This is a genomic window from Exiguobacterium algae (assembly GCF_018617875.1).
Lineage (GTDB): Bacteria > Bacillota > Bacilli > Exiguobacteriales > Exiguobacteriaceae > Exiguobacterium > Exiguobacterium algae.
The window spans coordinates 65,120-85,308 of the sequence record NZ_JACSKZ010000006.1; the positions used below are offsets into that span (position 1 = coordinate 65,120).

Genomic DNA, 20,189 nt, shown 5'->3' on the forward strand with positions numbered 1-20,189 from the left:
CGTGCACAGATGAGGGACCTGCTCCAATTTGACTCCGAAAAGAATCGTTTGTTCGTTGTTCTGTCATGGTTAGTTGTGGGAGGTTTGTTTTTGGCTGTTGAAAAAGGATGGCTCACTGCGGAATGGACTTTACTGATCGGACAGTTAGCGTATTTTCCTGCGATGAAAAAATCGTGGAATCGGGAGACGATCAAACACCGATATTTGACGAATGAAGAGGCGAAGCGACGAATTCACCTGATGACGATCCTTAGCTTTATGAGTTTTCCTATTCTGATCATCTTGATGTATGGATGGATCACGAATCAAATCGAGACACCGCTCTACATCGGGATAATGGTGACCGGGGGCGTGATTTCAATCATCGGGCACAAGATCTATGAACGACATATGGTCCGTCTGGATGAGAACTATGTCACCGAGCGAGAATTAAAGGAAGAACGAGAATGGGGGAGTGCGTAAGCGCTCGCTCATTTTTTTCGATAAATTTTGAGAACGAAGAACAGACAAACTGCAAAAGGAAGCAGAAACCACACGCCGGACCAATCGCCTCGCCAAAACAGGAGCCAGGCAAACAGTTGAATGGATAGAACGCCGATGCCTGAGACGAGTGCGAACCGAATGGCTTTCCACCGGGTTTTAGGATGACGCAACCAGTCTTTGAAAAACGGAAAGCTAAACAGTGCGGCGAGTGCCAGGAAAAAAATTGCCGGGAAAATAATCACATCGCCAATCTCACTTTGTTCCCCATATTCAAACCATCTCGAAAGAATGGATAAAATGATTGCGATTAATAGAAACAGGCTCCCCATTCCGTGTCCCTCCCGTTTAGTGTGTTACTTATATGATGCCCCTTTGTTCCTGCTCTGAAAACTCTTTTAAGATGTGGCTTTTTAGTGAAAGTGGTGACTTTTGCGTGAACACTAAAAAAGTATCACCGACTCGTTTTTCCAATACCACTACTCAGTCATCCATGAAATCGCTAGCATAGAAGTGTATCTGGAGAAACGGCTGGATATGATTGAGAAGCGCCAGAACTCTACGGAGTTGACGAGGACGAAGGTGATCGAAATTTCGGCGGATGCCTTCCAGTCGCCTGTCACGACTGAGAGTGTTCCCTTAAAACGTTCGGGTGACCGGACGGACAAAAGGGAGCACGTTGACAGGACTCTGAAAAGCCCGTTTCCTTTTTCGAGAAATCGTAGAATAGAGGAGAATTGTTTATGTGTGGAATCGTAGGAATGATTGGGCAGGTTGGAACGAAAGAGATTTTGTTGAAAGGGCTCGAAAAGCTCGAATATCGCGGCTATGACTCGGCAGGAATCGCTCTAGTCGGAGAAGACGTTCGCACCTTTAAAGAAGTGGGACGTATTCAAGCACTCCGTGACATCGTACCGGCTGACGCGGAAGGGACCATCGGAATCGGTCACACGCGTTGGGCGACACACGGGGTCCCGAGCGTACCGAACGCCCACCCGCACCAGAGCACGACGGGACGCTTCACGCTCGTCCACAACGGTGTCATCGAGAACGACGAGCAACTAAAAGCAACACTTGACGTCCCGTTCTTGTCAGAAACGGATACGGAAGTCATCGTCCAGTTGATGGAGAAGTACTTCGTCGAGCTCGGCGATGTCGAGGCGGCGTTCCGCAAGACGCTCGCTGATCTTCACGGCTCGTATGCGATCGCGATGATCGACTCAGAGGACAAAGAACGCCTCTATATCGGGAAGAACAAGTCACCACTCCTCGTCGGACTCGGTGACGGCACGTTCAACGTCGTCGCATCGGACGCGATGGCGATGCTTCAGGTGACGGACCAGTACCTCGAGCTCCACGACGGCGAGATCGTCATCCTCACGCGTGAGTCAGCGATGATCAAGACACTCGACGGTGACGTGCTCGAGCGTGCACCGTACACGGCTGAAATCGATGCATCGGACATCGAGAAAGGCACGTACGCGCACTACATGCTCAAAGAGATGGACGAGCAGCCGGCCGTCATCCGTAACATCATCCAGCACTACCAAAACGAGGACGGCAACATCGAGCTCACAGAAGGCGTACGCGAGCTTGTATCAGAGTCAGACCGCATCTACATCGTCGCATGTGGGACGAGCTATAACGCAGGTCTTGTCGGAAAAGACATTTTAGAAAGAATTGCCGGCATTCCGACGGAAGTACACGTCTCGTCTGAGTTCGGTTACAACATGCCGCTCTTAAGCGAGCGTCCGTTGTTCGTCTTCTTATCCCAATCCGGGGAGACAGCGGACAGCCGTGCCGTGCTCGTCGAAGTGAAGAAACGCGGTTACAAAGCCCTCACGATGACGAACGTCCCGGGCTCGACACTCTCACGTGAAGCGAACGAAACGATGCTCCTCCACGCCGGACCAGAGATCGCCGTCGCCTCGACGAAAGCATACACGGCCCAGATCGCCGTCCTTGCGATTCTCGCATACGATATCGCCCGTGCGACAGGCAAAGAGTTACCGTTTGACCTCATGCCGGAGCTCGCTCGTGTCGCGACGATCATGGACTCAATCATGGCCCAAAAAGAGTTGTTCGAAGACCTCGCGGACCGCTATTTGAAGACGACACCGAACACGTTCTTCATCGGTCGTGGACTGGACGCATCCGTCTGTCTTGAAGGGGCGCTGAAAGTAAAAGAAATTTCGTACATTCAAGCGGAAGGTTATCCGGGCGGCGAGCTGAAGCACGGATCGATCGCGTTGATCGAAGACGGGACGCCGGTCATCGCGCTCATTTCGCAACCGAAGACAAACTTGAACATTCGTGGGAACGTCAAAGAAGTCGTGGCCCGAGGTGCGAACGCCTGCGTCATCTCGATGCAAGGGGTCGAACATGAGAACGATGACTTCATCCTACCGCACGTCGAGCCACTCTTGGCACCGCTCATCAACGTGTTGCCGGTTCAACTTATGGCATATTACGCGGCACTCGCCCGTGGCTGTGACGTCGATAAGCCACGGAACTTGGCGAAATCAGTGACAGTGGAATAAAATAGAGGTAGATGATGCACCTTTCCTTGTGAGAGGTGCTTTTTACTTCTTGCCGATAACTTTGCCAAGAAGCAAAATAGTAGGTGAAGAAAGCGGTTCCAACTTATGATTAGATAAAGATAAGCGACGAAAGAAGGTTTGACATGAACGTATACATTGCCTGCCAATTCGGGTTCGTCACGAGCGCATTGGCAGCGAAACTGTTCGCACAGGCAAGCGAGGGGCGTTTGCTGTGCACCATCACCCACGGAACGATTCAAGACATCCCGGAAGAGGTGGACTTGATCATCTACCAGGACGGGGCGACGACAGTCGCCCATCCGACCGCACGTGTACGTTCGGTCCGTAAACTCCTGTCGCTCGAGGAATACCGACTACTTGTCGAAGAATGGATGGATGAGCATGAGACATGAGTGGAGCGCACGGGAGCGCTCAATCTTACTTCATTTATTGGCTACAGAGACATCGACACCGCTCGCGGATATCGCGCAAGCGGTCAATTTGTCTGAGCGGACGATTCAAAGGGAGCGTCAACTGCTCGAAGGCATTTTAAAAGAATTCAATCTCGAGCTCGCTTGGCAACGCGGGCACGGGTTGAGTCTCGTCGGACAACCGTCCGCCAAACAACAGTTACGGGAAGATTTGATTTTGTCGGCAGAAGCCATCCCGACGAGTGAGGACCGGATTTTTGAGCTTGCGTGGCGACTGCTGTTCGAAAGTGACACGCTTAAACTGCAGGCGGTGGCGAAACAGATGCACGTTTCTCCGAGTACGCTCACGCAGGACTTGGAGAAGTTGGATCGTTGGTTTGAAGAATATCATTTAGAGGTGGAACGTAAAAAAGGGGTCGGGGCGAAAGTGCTCGGTTATGAGTCGGAAAAGCGAAAACTCCTAATCAATGCGCTGCTCGCCCATTGGGATACCCTCGCATTCTATCGATTCGTGCGGGGAGAAGACGATTATATCCCGGCATTCTTAAAAGGGGTACCGTGTGAGGCGATGCTCGAGGCACTGCGTGACGGATATGATTACTTGAAATCTCATTCATTTGAACGAATGGATGACCGGACAATCATGCGGGTCACCTTCGCCTATGGTGTCCAACAGGCACGCCTCGATGCCGGGTTCTTCTTGGAAATGTATCCAAAAGGCAGGTCCGATGATTATTTAAAAGTTGCGCGTGACATGGAAGAAGCGCTCGGAATCACGTTCTCGATGGCGGAACGCGTCTGGTTCGCGGAAGAGGCGAACCGTCTCCGCTCGATCAAAGAACAAATGAAAGAAGATGAAGAAGAGCGTTGGGTCATGCAGATTCGGGTGCATAAACTGATCCATCACGTCTCGCTCATCTATGGCTTCTCGTTTGCGGACGATGCCGCTTTGGAACGCGGGCTACTTGCTCACATCCTGTCGAGTATGAACACGCAAGCGTTGCCGGAGACGGGTACCGTCAAGCCGCATATCGACCGGGATTATCCGGGACTCCGTTCGGCGATCCAACAAGCGGCGGACATCGTCTTCGGGACGAACGCCTTCACAGACGAAGAAACGGTGTTTTGGGCGATGCATTTTGCTGCCGCTCTCGTCAAACCGGTGCGTCGCCGGGAATACCGAGCGCTCGTCGTCTGCTCGGCCGGACTCGGCTCGTCAAAAATGCTGGTCAATCGGGTGCGTCAAGAATTCCCTGAGATGCAAGACGTGGTGAACTCCTCCCTCTTTGGACTGGAGCAGCATCGTCTGGAAGACTATGATGTCGTCCTGTCAACCGTGCCCCTTCCTCCGTTGTCGGTGCCGACACTCATGGTAAACCCGTTGTTGACGAGTGAAGAGGTGCAACGGGTGCGTCATTTATTGCTTTCCTTGCCGCAATCATTCCAAACCCATGATACGAAGCCCCGTTCGACGATGCTTAATTTTACGGAATTGAGCGACCTTATTGAAACGTTTGAACGGATGGACCGCCAGTTTGATTTGGTCACGCTCGATAACAGTGAACGTCTCGAGGATATTTTGCTCGACATCGGGACACATTTGGAAGAACAGGACCTCGTTCATAGCGGGATTCAATTGTCCGCCCAGCTGCTTCGTCGCCATGAAGTCGCGGGACTCGGAATTCCGGGGACAAACCTGGCGTTATTCCACGGACGGCACACATCGATCGAACGTGCAAGTGTGTTCGCCTTCGACTTGACCCAATCGATTCCACTGCTTATGATGGACCAGTCGACAGAACCGGTATCACGACTCCTCGTCTTGCTGGCACCGGAAGAAGCCCGGGACGTCGAGTTGCAATTTTTAAGTGCGGTCAGCGGTTCGCTCATTGAGAGTGAGGAGCATATGCGCCTTTACAGTACAGGTACGAAGGAAGAGCTGCGCTTACTATTGCATGATTGTATGAAAAAAATGATTCAAGAGACACTGCATGAGAAATGACCGAACCTTGGTCATTTTTTTATTTGGCACAGAATGTTGCCAAAGTGTGAACTGGATTGAATTGAGAAAGCGCTTACGGTGGGACTACAATACAGGTGTAGAGCACAAACCGGTTAGCTACACTACACATTCAACCTTTCACATTTCAACGACTGGAGGTTTTATACATGGCGAATACGCAAGCGAGCTCGGGCGGGGTCCGAGTCAAAGTACAACGGTTCGGCAGTTTCCTTAGTGGGATGGTCATGCCGAACATCGGTGCCTTCATTGCCTGGGGGATCATCACAGCACTCTTCATTCCAACAGGGTGGTGGCCGAATGAAAAATTAGCAGAATTGGTCGGTCCGACCATCACGTATCTCTTACCATTACTCATCGGGTTCACGGGTGGTAAATTACTTCATGACGTCCGAGGCGGTGTCGTCGGGGCGCTCGCCACGATGGGGGTCATCGTCGGGACAGACATTCCAATGTTCCTCGGAGCAATGATCATGGGTCCACTCGGTGGTTATGTCATCCGCCAGGTCGACCGTGCCCTTGAAGGGAAAGTTAAAGCAGGATTCGAAATGCTCGTCAACAACTTCTCGGTAGGGATCGTCGGGGGACTCCTCATGCTTGGAGGATTTGAAATCTTCGGGCCAATCATGAGCGCTCTTGATAAAGTCATGGCATCCGGCGTGAACTGGATCGTCAGTGCAAAACTTCTTCCAATCGCCAGCTTGTTCATCGAGCCAGCGAAAGTTCTCTTCTTAAATAACGCAATCAACCACGGGATCTTGAGCCCGCTCGGAATTGATCAGGTCGCAGATGCTGGAAAGTCGGTTCTCTTCTTACTTGAAGCAAACCCGGGTCCAGGTCTTGGATTACTCCTTGCTTATATGTTCTTCGCAAAAGGGGCTGCGAAACGTACAGCGCCAGGTGCGGCCATCATTCATTTCCTCGGTGGGATTCATGAGATTTACTTCCCATACGTGTTGATGAAACCGGTCTTGATCCTTGCGATGATCGCAGGGGGCGCAACAGGGATCTTCACATTCGTCCTCTTCGATGTCGGTCTCGTCGCACCTGCTTCACCAGGTAGTATCTTCGCGATTCTTGCGATGGCATCACGTGGTTCATACCTCGGTCTCGTGACAGGAATTTTGTTATCAGCGGCTGTCTCGTTCGCCGTGGCAAGTGTCATCTTGAAATCGAGTGCGGCAGAAGAAGTGTCGCTTGAAGAAGCGACTCAAAATGTCAGCGCCATGAAAGGCAAACAGTCTTACGCTTCAGCTCTCGTGAAAGAACGTCTCGATGAAGTCGATCACATCATCTTCGCATGTGACGCCGGAATGGGATCGAGCGCGATGGGGGCTTCAGTGCTCCGCAACAAAGTGAACAAAGCGAACTTGCCGATCAAAGTGACGAATACGTCGATCAGCAACTTGCCAAAAGATGCACAGTTTGTCATCACACATGAAGATTTGACGGACCGTGCCGAAGCACAAGTACCAAACGCGATGCACCGCTCCGTGACAAACTTCTTGAACGCGGATTACTACGATCAATTAGTAGAAGAAATCAAAGCGGCACGCAGTAAAATTTCTTAAACGACAATAGATAGAGACACGGTTTAGCAATTAGGAGGAACGAAAATGCCATTTATTCAAACAGAGATGATTCGACTCAATCAATCGTTCGCAACGACTGCCGAAGCGATCACAGCAGCCGGAGAGGTCCTTCAGGACGCCGGCTGTGTGACGCCGGAATATGTTGAGGCGATGCATGAACGCCAAGCGCTTGCGAACGTCTATATCGGGAACTACGTGGCGATTCCACACGGGACGGAAGCGGCGAAGTCAGCTGTTCAAAAGACCGGGATTTCATTCCTGCAAGTCCCGGATGGTGTGGACTTTGGCGGGCAGACGGCGAAACTTGTCATCGGGATTGCGGGTGTGAATGATGAACATTTGGACCTCCTCTCGCAAATCGCGATTCTCTGCTCGGACGAGGCGAACGTAGAGCGTTTGGTCCAAGCGAAATCGAAAGAAGAAATTTTAGCACTGTTCATGGAAGAGGTGGCGTAAATGAAAGCTGTACATTTCGGTGCCGGGAATATTGGACGAGGCTTTATTGGATTGCTGTTAAATCAAAGCGGCTATGAAGTGACATTTGTCGATATTAACGACACGGTCATTCAAGCGCTCGAGGAAAAACGGCATTACGAAGTCGGTTTTGCTGAAGAAGGTGTGGCGAACGTGGTCGTAGACCGGGTTCGGGGGGTCAATAGCTTGAAGGAGCCGGAACGGGTGGCTGCTTTGATTGCAGAGGCTGATTTGGTGACGACGGCAGTCGGACCATCGCTTCTTTCAAAAGTCGCGCCGCTCATCAGTGAAGGACTTCGGGCACGTGAAGTGGAAGACGCGCCGGTCTATGTGATTGCTTGCGAAAACATGATCGGAGGCAGCGCTGCCCTTCGTCAGGAAGTTGAAGCTTGCGGGGGCATCGGAGAGGCGAACGCCTACTTCCCGAATGCAGCGGTCGATCGCATCGTGCCCCTCCAGCAACATGAAGATCCGCTCTTCGTCGAGGTGGAAACGTTCCATGAGTGGGTCATCGAAACGGCTGGATTGACAGAACGACCGCCGATTCAAGGGGTGACATGGGTGGATGAAATCGGCCCATATATCGAGCGGAAGCTGTTCACGGTCAACACGGGTCATGCGATCGCGTCGTACATCGGTTCATTGTTCGGAAAAGGAACAATCGATGAGGCATTGAAGGATCGTCGCGTACGTCAAGTCGTACAAGGCGCGTTGTATGAGACAGGGTGGTTATTGCTTGAGAAATATGGTTTCGAGGCGAAAGAACATAGCCAATACATCCAAAAAATCATCAAACGTTTCGAAAATCCGAAGCTGAAAGATGAAGTGTCACGGGTGGCCCGGTCACCGATTCGTAAGCTCGGACCGAGCGACCGTCTCGTCAAACCGGCTCGCGAGTTGGTCGATAACGGCATCGAGCCAAACGAATTGGCCTACGGGATTGCCGCAGCCCTTAACTACTACAACCCTGAGGATTCGGAATCTTCTGAACTCTACATCTCGATTGAAGAGTCAGGCATCGTATCCACAGTGGAAAAATACCTTCAGTTAAACGAAGGCGATCCGCTCACGAAGTTGATTCTTGAACAATATCATTTGATTCGTAATCAGGAAGAAGCAAGCGTCTCCTAATAAGAAAATGCCGATGTCATGCGACATCGGCATTTTCTTAGTGTTCGATTTTCTCAAACTCCAAATAGGTTTTCACTTGCTTCACATGTTTCAAGACATCCTGTTCCTGAAGTGGGCGGCTGAAATAGTAGCCTTGTACGTAATCACAGTTTTCTTGTAACAACCATTCCAGCTGATTTGAATGCTCGACCCCTTCCATGAGCACTTTCATCCCTAAGTTATGACCCAGTTGGATCATCGAGCGGACGATGGCTTCTTGATTGCGGTCGGTAAATAAATTGGTGATGAAGGAGCGGTCGATTTTCAACACTTGAACCGGCAGCTCCCGTAACTGACTGAATGATGAATAACCTGTACCGAAGTCATCCAGTGAGATGAGGATGCCGAGCTGATGAATTTGGGTCAATTTTTCCCGTGTAGAAGACTCGTACGACAGCATCGATGATTCCGTCACTTCTAACTCCAGGTACATCGGGTCCATCCGGGTCTCCATCAAAATAGTTTGGAGGTTTTCCACAAAATCTTCCCGGGCGAATTGCAACGGCGAGACGTTGACCGACAGCACGAACGGTTGAAGACCCGAACGGTTCCAACGAACCCATGCCAGGCAAGCCTCGCGGAGCACCCAGCTTCCGATTGGATGAATCAAACCGGTTTGCTCCGTGATCGGGATGAAATCTGATGGGGCGATCCTCCCGAGCTCGGGGTGATCCCAACGTAATAATGCCTCGACCCCTTCCAGACGATTTTTCGTGAGATTGATCTTTGGTTGATAGACGAGTGAAAATTCGTTGCGCGTAATCGCCATGGCCAGTGCTTTCTCAATCTCGACGCTTCTTAAAATATGGTGTCTGGATTCCTCTTCAAACGTTTTGATTTGGTTCTTTCCTGCGCGCATGGACACGTGGGTAGCCAGACGTGCGAATTGAACGAGCTCATCCGGTGAACAGGTATCGGTTGGATAATGACTGATGCCTGCGCTCATCGACAATTCAATGGAAGTTCCATCGACGTCAAACGGTCGGGAAATGGCCTTGATACACTTTTCGGCTTTTTGTTTTGCGAGCGTACTGCGCTGGTCACGCAATAAGATCACGAACTCAGATGAACCGATGCGAGTCAACACATCGTCCGGATGAATCGTCTGTTTGAGACGTTTGGCGACTTGTACAATCAAATCGTCAGCCCCGTGATGTCCGAGAATCCCGTGCATAAAGCCCCAACGGTTCAGGTCGATATATAGACATGCGACCGGTTTTTCCTGACCAATCTGCTCCTGTAACAACATTTCGAGCTTATGACGATTCGGTAAATCCGTTAAGGAGTCGTGGAAGGCCATATGTTCAATTAAACGCTGAGAGGACATCGTTTCTGTCACATCCCGTAAAAACCACAGAACTTGATCGGTTGTTTCTCCGACTAAAGGATAGCACGTCACTTCAATCATTTTATCCTCGAACTCCACCTTCATCGGAGTATGAAAAGGTTGATGAACCGTGAAGGAAGGGTGATAGTCCTGGAAAAAGGATTCTGCCTCTACGTTACCGAATAATCGGGAGAAAGCAGTGTTTGCATAATGGACTTCCCCGTCTTTTGAGGTCGTGACAATCGCATCGTCCGTCGATTCGAGAATCGCTGTCTGGAAAAGGTCGCGCTTTCGGATTTGCCGGTCCATCGTCATCGAAATAAAGTAAATGCTAAACAGTAGAACGGTCATGGCTGAGACGAGCCAGGCGAGTAGTGTCGGTTCGATGGCCGTCAACTTGGAAGTGGAATCGGGTAAAAAGGTAAAAGAAGCAGCCCGCATCCCAACTTGATGCATCGCAAAAATGGCGACCCCCATCATGAGCGAGAACAGCAGTTTCAGTTCAAATGGGATGTGGCGCTTCGTATAGGTCGAGAAGAAACCGACCCATAAGGCGACAAAAGAAACCGTGAAGGCAATCATGACAGACAATAAGACGAGTCCTGCATGATACGTGATGACCACGCCCTGAATAGACGCCATCCCGATATAATGCATGCCTCCGATTCCGCCCCCCATGATGGCTCCGGATTGAATGAAACGACGCGGGGTAGGTTGATGGGAAATCATCCAAAAGGCGAGGATGCACCCAGCCATGGCGACGACGATCGATAAGAAGATTAAAAAGATCGAATACGTAATATCGCGCATCGCGTCGTGACCGAGCATGGCGATGAAGTGCATCGACCAAATGCCAAGACCAAGCGTGGCACCACCCGAAACGATCCAAATTCGATTCGAAGTCTGTGCCTGACCGTTGACGCGCTGGGCCAACTCGATTGCAGCGAAGGCCGAAACAGATGCGATCAGAAAAGAAAGTGCCATGAGTAGAAGGTTTTGACTCATCGATGGTTCAGTAATTGGGTCCATAGTTACCTCGCAAATTGTGAATTGGTGATTGTGAATAATCTCATTATAAGCGCGCGGTAAGCCGGAAGCTATCACGGAATGAGGATTCTGGACAATATTTAATACGTGTTATGTGGAGTGGGAGAAGGGAGGAGGGCTTCGTGTCAAATAAAGGGGTCTTCATTTTTTGCGGGTTAGCGTTCGGGTATTCTTGGGTGGTATGGGAAACCCTATATTGGATGACCGATTTCCCGATTCAGGCTGTCGTGATCATGGGCGCATTCGGACCTAGCATAGCCGGAATTTATATGGCGTTTCGTCAGGACGGTAGGGAAGGCGTGAAGCGTCTCCTGAGGAGAGGTTTTCGATTCAAGATGACGTTCAAACAATATGCCATTCTGTTTGGATTCGTCCCCTTACTATTTTTCATCGCCTATTGGTGGACCGATGGGAGTGGGGCGTTATTGACTGAACGTCCCTGGCTGTTTTTCCCGTACTTCATTTACATGATGTTTTTAGGTGGTGCGCTGCAAGAAGAGTTTGGCTGGCGTGGCTACTTACTTGATGTACTTCAAGCGAATGGGACGCCGATTCGGGCAAATCTAATCGTAGGCGTGAATTGGACGGTGTGGCACGTCCCGCTGTTCTTCATGAATGGAACCGGACAGGCCAGCCTGCCGTTTTGGGCATATTTTCTCGCGGTAGTGTCGTATACGACGTTGATGACATGGGTGTACAACATGACAAGGCATAACGTCTGGTCCGCCCTCGTCATGCATACGATGTTTAACGTGATGCTTGTCATGCTTGGTCTGATCGGAGCGGGAGGATATCCGATCGGTTTCATTCATTTGGCGATTGTCCTGTTCGCGGCGGCACTGGTTGTGACATGGCGGACTTTTGGACAGTTACGGTATGAGCCGCTGGAGACAATCGTACCCGTTCCATCAAGTGTTATGGATGTACGAGGTGTGGGTAAAGACTTAAACGCACTCGATTTAGAGAAAAAGGAGTGAGCGCATTGGAATTCCGTCCGCTCGAGCAATCTGACGTAAAGAGGCTGCAACGATTGTTCATGGAGAGTTTGAGTGACTTGATTCGCCGCGAGCGATTCGAAGATGCTGATTTACTCGATGAAGAAGTGGCCAGGTTGAATACGACGATCCAGGATAGTTTCGATGATGAGGATGTTCAACTGTATGTTGCTCTGAAGGACGAGATCATTTTAGGGGCGTGCGCTACGCTACCGCCCAATGAAATCATTACGGCACATGCTGATGTGGAGAAAGGCGCTATCGAAATCGGTTGTTTCTATGTTTCGCCGCATGTACAACGTCAGGGAGTCGGACGATTCCTTTTAGAAAGCGTGCAGCAGGAATTGTCCCGACATGAGGCATCTGTTTTTTACTTGGATGCCGGCTTCCCGACAGCGCAAACGTATTGGCGACAGCAACTTGGAGAGCCTGTGCTAATACTTGAACACTATTGGGGACCCGAGGCGTCCCATATGATTTGGAAGCGAGACATAAAAAAATGAGGGGCTTAGCGATTAGGCTAAGCTCCTCATTTTTAGTAGTAGGCACGGATGAACTGATGAACTCCGGAAGCTGTCGCTTCTGCCATACGTTGACGGTACGTCGTGCTCGTCAAATGAGAGCGGTCATTGGAGTTACTTAGGAATCCGTATTCGACGAGGGTCGAAGGCGTCACGTTTTTTCCAACGACATAGACGTTCTGATATTTTACTCCGCGGTTTTGAATCGTTGGGATTCGGGCGGCAAGTTCTTTATTGATAATCGAACCGAACTGGCGGCTGGCTGCCACGTAAGGGTTCGTCGTATAACTTTCAGTCGTCGGGACGAGTACTTCATGCCCACTCGCACTTGAAGCGACGGATGAATTGATATGCACACTGACGAAAGCGTCTGCTTTGTATGATTTTGATAAATCGACACGTTCTGCTAACGAAAGGTACGTATCGTCTTTGCGTGTCAATTTAACGTTATAGTCATACGTATTCGAGAGAACGCTCGCAATGCGGGTGGCGATATCGAATGTGAGTACTTTTTCATAAAGTGACCCGTAGACTGCACCAGAATCATTTCCACCGTGTCCTGCATCGATCACGATGGTACGAGCCGTTCCGGTCGTATCAGTCGGTGTCGTGACCGTCGTCGGTTTCAAGTATTCTGACGCAACGTACCCGGTTTGGCCATTGTAAGTGACTTTGTACCAACTGTCGTAACGGCTGATGTACTTGACCACAGATCCTGCAGGAATCGTCTGCATAATCGTACTCCATGAAGCGGCACTTAGGCGCATGTTCAAGTTGACCGTCGTTTCATAGTAAGAAGACGGTGCAACGGGTGCTGTCGTAGGTGTCAAAAATTCGGATGCGACGTAACCTGTCTTCCCGTTATACGTGACTTTATACCATGACCCGTAGCGGCTCACATATTTGACGGTCGCATTGGCCGGGATCGTCAGGATGACATCGCTCCACGAAGCAGCACTTAAGCGCATGTTCAAAGCGTCTGTAGTTTTGTAATAGGCTGACGGAGGAACAGGTGCGCTTGTTGGCGACAGGTAAGAAGAGGCGACATAACCTGTTTTGCCGTTATAGGTGACTTTATACCACGAACCATATTGGCCGACGTATTTAACTGTCGCACCAGAAGGGATTGTCATGACGACATCGCTCCATGAAGCGGCAGTTAATCTCATGTTCACTTGATTCGTTGTCTTGTAGTAGTCAGACATGGTTGTCACATTGACAAACTCTGAAGCGACATACCCCGTTTTGCCGCCGTAACTGACTTTATACCAAGACTCGTATGTACTGATATACGTGACCGTCGCACCGGAAGGAATCGTGAGTAGAACAGGACTCCATGTGGCTGCACTTAACCGTAAGTTTAAATTTGCGGTTGTCGTGTAAGTTTTCGTCGCAGCTTTTGCGACGCTCGACTTAATCCCGGTTGAATCCAGGGTGTATGGCAGGACCGCTGCCCCTGACAGCACGAGAGAGGAACTAAGCAACAGCTTCAAGCTCCATGATGATTTTCGTAAATTCAATTTCCAAACTCCTTTATTAAAAAACACTCGACAATGACAACAATTTTGAATGAGTCTAAGATGTCCTTATTTATTATATAAGCAAAAAAGTAAAAAATGGAGGTTAATATCTATTTCGTTTATCTTTTTTTCAAAAAAATAAAAAAGACGCACGAGGCGTCTACTGTAAATGAAGTTATATTATGTTACTCAACCAATGCGCGGCATTTCATCTACAAATTGTTGAACTGGTGCATCAATCTTTCCAATGCGCGGCATTTCATCTACAAATTGTTGAATCGGAGTAGTCAATTCACCGATGCGTGGCATTTCATCTACAAACAATTGTACAGGTTCTTCTGCTTTTCCAATACGTGGCATTTCGTCTACTAAAGGTTTAACTGAGCTGCCGAGTAGTAAAACTGCTGTTGCGATACATAAAATCCCTGTTGCTTTTTTCATTTAAGTAACCTCCGAAAATAGTTGTTTTATTTGGATAAGCTGTGATCCCTAGTGTGAGGTGCTCTTTAGTCTATGTTTTTCGTTTCCAATAAATTATATATGGCTTCCGACTGTTGTTCAATCCGATTCTCAAATTTTCCAGTGTAATTTTCAGGAAAATCAGGGCTGTACAACGTAACTTTTTCAGATTCCATTGAAGAAGCTGTCGCAAGAATTGGAACATTTGCTTGTTGACTAAGGAGCGTGCTACATAACGGAGAGAATGATTTTTGAAATTTCACAAGCTGTTCAGGTTGCCAGCACACCGAAGCTTCGGGCAATACATAAAGAATATGACCTTCTTCTAATAAAGTGAGACATTGCTGTGTAACTTGGTCAGAGTCTTGTTCGACATTTATATACTCGTAATCCTGATACTGCTTTTCATACAAAGTTTTTGCACTGCGTTTTAAAATAGATAGAGACAATTCAGGACCAAGTATATACAATTTTTTATAGGATCTAACGTTTCTTAATGATTTTGAAATCAAACGGGGTAGCGATTGATAGTAATCTATTTGAAAAGCGTTTACAATGAATCCTTTTGGAGAACACAACAATTGGGTTAAGTGGTCTAATCCTTCGAATTGCTTTTGCTCATCGAATGAATAAGAGGTGTTTACAATCGGTGCTTGCTTTGATTTGAAATAAATCTTAGGCTTAATGTAATCCTCTGCAAGTAAAAAGCTTAATTTACCCATCTGTTATATTCACCTCCATTTTGTAATGTAGAAATAACTATTAGGAATAAATAACTAGATATATTAAATGAGAATGATTTATTAGTTAAATCTTATCATGCTTCACTATCGAAAGGACTAGCTTCAGGTTGGGAAACTGGTTGGCGAAAATCATATATTTTCTAATGATTTTTGAGGTGATTTTCCTGAGGACACGACAATAAGACTATTTGTTGTGTAAATAAGTAATCAATTTAGTGCGAAGGGGCTACTACTTATAATGGAATATAATTTTGGGAACCTAATAAAAGTAGAGCGCATGCGACAAAGTATGAAACAGTCCGTCCTCGCTCGAGGGATTTGTTCCATATCCTATTTAAGCAAAATCGAAAATAACCAAACTTCGCCCAGCGAAGAGGTTCTAGAATTGATTTTTGACCGGCTTGATTTAGACGTACCGCTTTATTTCGACTTTAGTGAAAAGGTTCATAAAACTAAAAATGAAATTCGTGAGATATTGAAAGAAGCTATTCTATCTCGTAAGGACGAAGATTATTTGAAAAAAGTTGAAAAGTACAAAACGAATCCAGTTGTTTTGCAATCAAAAGAACTTTACATCACATTAATGATGACGCTAGCGCGATTTGGCATGATGCCAGGTGGAAATGTTCAATATTTAATAGAAGTAGGTTGGATTGAAGATCAGTTAAATTATGATGATAAATTGCGGTATGACTTGCTGCATTGTTTATATATGTTTCAATTTCAATCAGCTGATCGAGAAACTACTTTAAATCTATTAGAGCAGATAGGGAAAAAAATTCCGAGCTCTAATATTCCAGATTGGGAAGTCTCTGATATGAGATATATTATGGGGGCGCTATACCATCGTTTTACGGATTATTTACAGGCAATTGAAAATGTTAGAGCTGCGCTTGGATACTTTCAAGAAAATTTTTGTCTTGAACGCATCATCGAGTCTCATATGATTATTGGCTTATCATTTAAACGACGTAAACGTTACACGATCGCTTTAGAACACTATGAAAAAGCAGCTAAAGTCGCAGATACAGCTGGATTAAACAATTATTATGGAATGCTCTATAACAACATGGGTGATATCTATTTTTTAATTGGTGACCAAGAAAAGGCACAGAAGTACTTTTTGGAAAGCTTTAATGTCAAAGAAAATATTAAGAGTAAGCTATATAGCGTAATGTCACTTCTCGAAGTCAATGCGGCGAAAGAGAATCTTGATGGTGTTTTGGAGTGGTTAAATCGGGGATATGAAATGATGGGGACACGAGACGATTTAAAAGAGTTCACCTATCATTTTGATATTTACGACAATCGATACAAAGAATTTAATCAATCAGAATTAATTAACAGCTTGAAAAGAGCGGTTGAATATTTTGAAGCATATGACGAGTACTACACACATAAGTACGCGTTATGGCTTTCTCGAGAATTAAGAAACAGCGGCAAATATAAGCTGGCTACTGAATATTACGAGAAAACCATTGCGATGATGTCAAGATGGGAATAATTGCACATGTCGTTTCACAAAAAACGTCCTCTATGAACTGAACCAAAAAGTTGGGCATGAAAATCCAGCTTTTATGAGGTAGTTCACGATGGACGTTTTTTTATGGTGTTGTGAAATAGTGAATGGTCCAAACGGCGTCTTCGAGCAGGCGTTCTTCTTCAATATGTCCGTTGTGCATTTGCTGTAATAAATGAATGATGTATTTTTGTAGATTGGCCTCGTGTGAACCACTATGGAGGATTCGATCTTCAGAAGCAATAATATAAAAACCGCCAAGACGCAACGGGATATGCTGGCGTACCATAGCAGCCGCGGTCTTGAATTTTGCTTCTTCTCCTTGTCTTGGCACTTCAATCTCAAAACGGCCCCATTGTTTAAAATCATCAAGTTCTGAAAACGGCGGGTCGCGATAATCCAATTTCAAGACCTCCAATCGTGTCTGTCTCTTCTTTAGTAGTATAGCTCTTTTTGTGAGGGTAACGTATGTGAAAAATGTTGAAGGGTGTCACAAATATGCAAAAGACAGGTTTTTGTAAATAATATTCTATATTATGTCAAAGGATTCCTTCTTTGAGAAGCTGAAATGATAATAAACACGGTCGACAAATCGACCGTGTTTACAGAGGGATTCTTTCTTTTATAGTAGGAAGATCGCAAATAAATGTACTTCCTTCCCCATACACCGACTCAACATGTAGCTGTCCGTCGTGGGCTTTGGCGATTTCTTTACAAATCGCGAGTCCTAAGCCGGTCCCCCCGATTTTTCTGCGATCCGAATTGTCTACGCGATAAAACTTCCCGAATAGATGAGGTAAAGCTGATGATGGAATACCGATTCCGTGATCTCGAACTTTCAACGTGACATGCTCGCCCATTTTTTCTAAAGAGACGAGAATGTTTCCGCCATCGGGAGAGTATTTAATCGCATTACTCAACAAGTTCCCGAGGAGCTGACGCATTCCTTCCACATCGGCTTGTATTTGGAAGTTTTGCTGATCATCTGCGTCTACATAAATGTTGTGTGAGTCTGTAGTTTCCTGATAAAACGACACACTTTCATTGACGAGTTGTAAGAGATTGACGGTTTCCCATTCATACGTCTGCTTTCCTGATTCCATCTTTTGCAGGTCTAAAAAGTCGCTCACGAGGAAGGATAAGCGTTTCGCTTCTTCATGAATGGTTTTCAAATACAGTTGACGCCGGTCTTCATTCAAATCCCGGGAAAGCATCAACTCCGTGAATCCGTAAATCGATGAGAGCGGGGTCCGGAGTTCATGGGAGACCGTGGAAACGAGCTCGGACTTCATCCGATCCACTTCTGTTTCGGCCGTCACGTCTCGAAGCACTAACATTGTACCGCGTAATCGCTCGTCCTGATAAATGGATTCCGCGTAAAGTTGCACGTAGCAATCCCCCTGGTCGAGAGAGATGGACAATCCGTCTTCCGGCGGGTCTTTCTGCATGACCCGGTCCACGTATTGAACGAATTGTTGCTTTTGGTCGACCCGCTGTGCGAGTTGTTCGACATCAATGGCGACGACCGCCAATTCTTCATATCCTTTGTAGTCGAATTGCAAATTGTCAAACATCCGGATGAATGCGCGGTTCCCGACGACAGTATGGTCCTGGTAGTTCACGTAGAGAATGGCTTCGCGAATCGAGTTGATCAATTGTGCAGTTTCTTTTCGATCCTGTTGCATCTGACGATAGAGTCGCATCCGGAGTAGGGAAATCGCCAATTGACTGGCAAAAGCAGTCAGCTCTGATTTTTCACCGCCGTCGAATTCTTCATCGTAGCGGGCGAGATAGAGACATCCAATCAGACTATCTTCCGCGGGGTCCATAATGGGAATGACACTCTCATAAATGAAGTAAGGGTGTACATGTATGGCGTCTGCTACGCGCTTTGACGTCGCGGCAGGGGATTTGGAAATCATCACGCGTTTTAACAGATGTGACTCACGTTTTAAACTCTCCTGTTGCGCTTGCGTCATTTCTTTTGGGACAACAGACGTAATTTCCCCATCCTTTATTAATAGAAGGGCGCCGAACTCTGACTTTGTCAGTAAGACGATTTTTTCAATGACTGAAGAGTAATCGAACAGTGATTCTTTCGAGGCCAGTACTTCAATCAACTCGTTCCGGTATTGAAGATTTGTTTCGTTTTGCTTGGAGCGGTTTAACACGTTTTCTAATTTAATTTGCTTCAATCGCAATCGTTCGTTCTGGTCGGTCATTCGTTTGATCAAAGGACGACCGATTAGCAGAATGGCTCCGATTGATAGGAATAAACCAATCAACCATGTCCATCGCAACGCGATCAGCTCTGATCCGGACACGACATTGTCCCGTCCAAACCAAGCTCCCACTGCTGTCAGAACAAGGCTGAATCCACATACACTGTATAAGATGCCGAGTATTTGTCGGCTTTTTAATTGTTCAATCCACTTGCCAATCATTCTTTCTATTTCCTCCCTTAGGACATACAACCCTCACCAATCAACAGCTGGCACACAACTTGCACCAGTGAACGCTCTTTTGACCAATTAGTCAAAGAATAGCTCTAGAGCGATTTACCCGAATCTGATGAAGATTACACTTTTCGGCATTCTCTTCATTGACAGATTCCGGTGTTCGAAGATAGTTTGAAGTTAAGAAAAGAAGAAGGGGAGCTGCACGATGTTATCGATTGAACCTGCTGCTTTAACCGAACGAGAAACGTATAAATTTTTAATCGGGAGTGTTGTGCCGCGTCCGATTGCATTCGTCACCACATTGAACGGAGAAACCATAAATGCGGCCCCGTTCAGTTATTTCAACGTAGTCGCCTCCGAACCGCCACTTGTTTCCCTTTCGATTCAACGGAAGAATGGGATGATGAAAGATACGGCCCGGAACATTCTCACTACAAATGAACTGGTGATTCATATTGTAGATGAATCAAACGTATCGGACGTGAATGAGACGGCTGCCAATCTTGAAGCGGATGAAAGTGAATTGGACCGAACAACATTCACGGTTCAAGCAAGTGATGTGATTGCGACACCGGGAGTGAAAGAAGCTAAAATTCGTTTCGAATGTGTGCTCCATCATCACCTTCCAATCGAACAGGATGAAAAGACGACGGCCGATTTCTTCATTGCCCGTGTCGTTCGCTTCCATATTCAACGGGACTTATACGAGGTGGGTCGAATTGATGCAAGCCGCTTGTTACCCGTTGGTCGCATGGCCGGAAGCATATATTCAAAACTGGGTGAGTTGTTTGATTTAGAGCGACCGAAATAACGTGTGAACGAGCTGATTTTATTAAAAATCGGCTCGTTTTTCGGGTAAAGAAAAGAAAGTGACTTCGAGCGCGTAATTTCT

At 47.3% G+C, this 20,189-nt stretch carries 18 protein-coding genes; 11 read left to right on the forward strand and 7 right to left on the reverse strand.

Going from position 1 to position 20,189, the window contains the following annotated elements; genetic code table 11:
* Positions 1 to 90: 90 nt before the first annotated feature.
* Entirely contained in the window at positions 91 to 462 is a 372-nt protein-coding gene (locus KNP03_RS12570) for a hypothetical protein (RefSeq protein WP_214829747.1), read from the forward strand.
* A gap of 8 nt (positions 463 to 470) precedes the next feature.
* On the opposite strand, the gene KNP03_RS12575 is transcribed toward KNP03_RS12570, so the two are convergent.
* Entirely contained in the window at positions 471 to 812 is a 342-nt protein-coding gene (locus KNP03_RS12575) for a hypothetical protein (RefSeq protein WP_214829750.1), read from the reverse strand.
* Between the two features lie 411 nt (positions 813 to 1,223).
* Between KNP03_RS12575 and glmS the strand changes: the two genes are divergently transcribed.
* From glmS to KNP03_RS12605, 6 genes are all read left to right on the forward strand, one after another.
* A complete protein-coding gene (glmS, locus tag KNP03_RS12580; RefSeq protein ID WP_214829754.1) occupies positions 1,224 to 3,020 on the forward strand; it encodes a glutamine--fructose-6-phosphate transaminase (isomerizing) in 1,797 nt (598 codons plus the stop codon).
* A gap of 143 nt (positions 3,021 to 3,163) precedes the next feature.
* Complete coding sequence (locus KNP03_RS12585) at positions 3,164 to 3,433, forward strand: PTS sugar transporter subunit IIB (protein WP_214829757.1); 270 nt, start codon at positions 3,164 to 3,166, stop codon at positions 3,431 to 3,433.
* Positions 3,423 to 5,453, forward strand: a complete 2,031-nt coding sequence (locus tag KNP03_RS12590; protein WP_214829760.1) for a BglG family transcription antiterminator — start codon at positions 3,423 to 3,425, stop codon at positions 5,451 to 5,453. Before KNP03_RS12585 ends, KNP03_RS12590 begins: the two co-directional genes overlap by 11 nt.
* 167 nt (positions 5,454 to 5,620) lie before the next feature.
* A complete protein-coding gene (locus tag KNP03_RS12595; RefSeq protein ID WP_214829763.1) occupies positions 5,621 to 7,042 on the forward strand; it encodes a PTS mannitol transporter subunit IIBC in 1,422 nt (473 codons plus the stop codon).
* Positions 7,043 to 7,087: 45 nt separating this feature from the next.
* Positions 7,088 to 7,519 (forward strand): PTS mannitol transporter subunit IIA, encoded by a 432-nt coding sequence (locus KNP03_RS12600; protein ID WP_214829766.1) that lies wholly within the window; start codon positions 7,088 to 7,090, stop codon positions 7,517 to 7,519.
* Entirely contained in the window at positions 7,520 to 8,668 is a 1,149-nt protein-coding gene (locus KNP03_RS12605; protein ID WP_214829769.1) for a mannitol-1-phosphate 5-dehydrogenase, read from the forward strand. It begins immediately after the preceding gene.
* Positions 8,669 to 8,705: 37 nt separating this feature from the next.
* On the opposite strand, the gene KNP03_RS12610 is transcribed toward KNP03_RS12605, so the two are convergent.
* The gene (locus KNP03_RS12610) at positions 8,706 to 11,063 is read right to left on the reverse strand and encodes a bifunctional diguanylate cyclase/phosphodiesterase (protein ID WP_240544613.1); all 2,358 of its coding nucleotides are present in this window, start codon (positions 11,061 to 11,063) and stop codon (positions 8,706 to 8,708) included.
* Between the two features lie 140 nt (positions 11,064 to 11,203).
* Here KNP03_RS12610 and KNP03_RS13620 point away from each other — a divergent pair, with 140 nt between their 5' ends.
* Together KNP03_RS13620 and KNP03_RS12620 are read left to right on the forward strand one after the other, a co-directional pair.
* On the forward strand, positions 11,204 to 12,058 hold the full coding sequence (locus KNP03_RS13620; protein WP_338082737.1) for a CPBP family intramembrane glutamic endopeptidase: 855 nt from the start codon (positions 11,204 to 11,206) through the stop codon (positions 12,056 to 12,058).
* A 5-nt stretch (positions 12,059 to 12,063) separates the two neighbouring features.
* Positions 12,064 to 12,579: a GNAT family N-acetyltransferase gene (locus tag KNP03_RS12620; protein WP_214829774.1), complete on the forward strand. Its 516-nt coding sequence runs from the start codon at positions 12,064 to 12,066 to the stop codon at positions 12,577 to 12,579.
* Between the two features lie 32 nt (positions 12,580 to 12,611).
* Here the strand turns inward: KNP03_RS12620 and KNP03_RS12625 are convergent, their stop codons facing one another.
* The 3 genes from KNP03_RS12625 to KNP03_RS12635 all read right to left on the reverse strand — a co-directional run bounded on the left by KNP03_RS12625 (position 12,612) and on the right by KNP03_RS12635 (position 15,298).
* Positions 12,612 to 14,117 (reverse strand): N-acetylmuramoyl-L-alanine amidase family protein, encoded by a 1,506-nt coding sequence (locus tag KNP03_RS12625; RefSeq protein ID WP_214829778.1) that lies wholly within the window; start codon positions 14,115 to 14,117, stop codon positions 12,612 to 12,614.
* A 189-nt stretch (positions 14,118 to 14,306) separates the two neighbouring features.
* Positions 14,307 to 14,558, reverse strand: a complete 252-nt coding sequence (locus KNP03_RS12630) for a hypothetical protein (RefSeq protein WP_214829780.1) — start codon at positions 14,556 to 14,558, stop codon at positions 14,307 to 14,309.
* 65 nt (positions 14,559 to 14,623) lie between these two features.
* Positions 14,624 to 15,298, reverse strand: a complete 675-nt coding sequence (locus tag KNP03_RS12635) for a hypothetical protein (RefSeq protein ID WP_214829783.1) — start codon at positions 15,296 to 15,298, stop codon at positions 14,624 to 14,626.
* A 259-nt stretch (positions 15,299 to 15,557) separates the two neighbouring features.
* On the opposite strand from KNP03_RS12635, the gene KNP03_RS12640 reads away from it, so the two are divergent.
* Positions 15,558 to 16,823 carry a tetratricopeptide repeat protein gene (locus tag KNP03_RS12640; RefSeq protein ID WP_214829786.1) on the forward strand — a complete coding sequence of 422 codons (1,266 nt, stop codon included), beginning with the start codon at positions 15,558 to 15,560 and terminating at the stop codon, positions 16,821 to 16,823.
* A gap of 100 nt (positions 16,824 to 16,923) precedes the next feature.
* Here the strand turns inward: KNP03_RS12640 and KNP03_RS12645 are convergent, their stop codons facing one another.
* Positions 16,924 to 17,241, reverse strand: a complete 318-nt coding sequence (locus KNP03_RS12645) for a hypothetical protein (protein WP_214829789.1) — start codon at positions 17,239 to 17,241, stop codon at positions 16,924 to 16,926.
* Between the two features lie 199 nt (positions 17,242 to 17,440).
* On the reverse strand, positions 17,441 to 19,282 hold the full coding sequence (locus KNP03_RS12650) for an ATP-binding protein (RefSeq protein ID WP_214829792.1): 1,842 nt from the start codon (positions 19,280 to 19,282) through the stop codon (positions 17,441 to 17,443).
* Between the two features lie 220 nt (positions 19,283 to 19,502).
* On the opposite strand from KNP03_RS12650, the gene KNP03_RS12655 reads away from it, so the two are divergent.
* On the forward strand, positions 19,503 to 20,108 hold the full coding sequence (locus KNP03_RS12655) for a flavin reductase family protein (RefSeq protein WP_214829795.1): 606 nt from the start codon (positions 19,503 to 19,505) through the stop codon (positions 20,106 to 20,108).
* The last annotated feature ends 81 nt before the right edge of the window (positions 20,109 to 20,189 follow it).

What these genes read in the sequence shown, in the direction of transcription:
- KNP03_RS12575 (WP_214829750.1), bottom strand. Translation starts at nt 812, where the DNA reads ATGGGGAGCCTGTTTCTATTAATCGCAATCATTTTATCCATTCTTTCG.
- glmS (WP_214829754.1), top strand. Translation starts at nt 1,224, where the DNA reads ATGTGTGGAATCGTAGGAATGATTGGGCAGGTTGGAACGAAAGAGATT.
- KNP03_RS12585 (WP_214829757.1), top strand. Translation starts at nt 3,164, where the DNA reads ATGAACGTATACATTGCCTGCCAATTCGGGTTCGTCACGAGCGCATTG.
- KNP03_RS12590 (WP_214829760.1), top strand. Translation starts at nt 3,423, where the DNA reads ATGAGACATGAGTGGAGCGCACGGGAGCGCTCAATCTTACTTCATTTA.
- KNP03_RS12595 (WP_214829763.1), top strand. Translation starts at nt 5,621, where the DNA reads ATGGCGAATACGCAAGCGAGCTCGGGCGGGGTCCGAGTCAAAGTACAA.
- KNP03_RS12600 (WP_214829766.1), top strand. Translation starts at nt 7,088, where the DNA reads ATGCCATTTATTCAAACAGAGATGATTCGACTCAATCAATCGTTCGCA.
- KNP03_RS12605 (WP_214829769.1), top strand. Translation starts at nt 7,520, where the DNA reads ATGAAAGCTGTACATTTCGGTGCCGGGAATATTGGACGAGGCTTTATT.
- KNP03_RS12610 (WP_240544613.1), bottom strand. Translation starts at nt 11,063, where the DNA reads ATGGACCCAATTACTGAACCATCGATGAGTCAAAACCTTCTACTCATG.
- KNP03_RS12630 (WP_214829780.1), bottom strand. Translation starts at nt 14,558, where the DNA reads ATGAAAAAAGCAACAGGGATTTTATGTATCGCAACAGCAGTTTTACTA.
- KNP03_RS12635 (WP_214829783.1), bottom strand. Translation starts at nt 15,298, where the DNA reads ATGGGTAAATTAAGCTTTTTACTTGCAGAGGATTACATTAAGCCTAAG.
- KNP03_RS12640 (WP_214829786.1), top strand. Translation starts at nt 15,558, where the DNA reads ATGGAATATAATTTTGGGAACCTAATAAAAGTAGAGCGCATGCGACAA.
- KNP03_RS12650 (WP_214829792.1), bottom strand. Translation starts at nt 19,282, where the DNA reads ATGATTGGCAAGTGGATTGAACAATTAAAAAGCCGACAAATACTCGGC.
- KNP03_RS12655 (WP_214829795.1), top strand. Translation starts at nt 19,503, where the DNA reads ATGTTATCGATTGAACCTGCTGCTTTAACCGAACGAGAAACGTATAAA.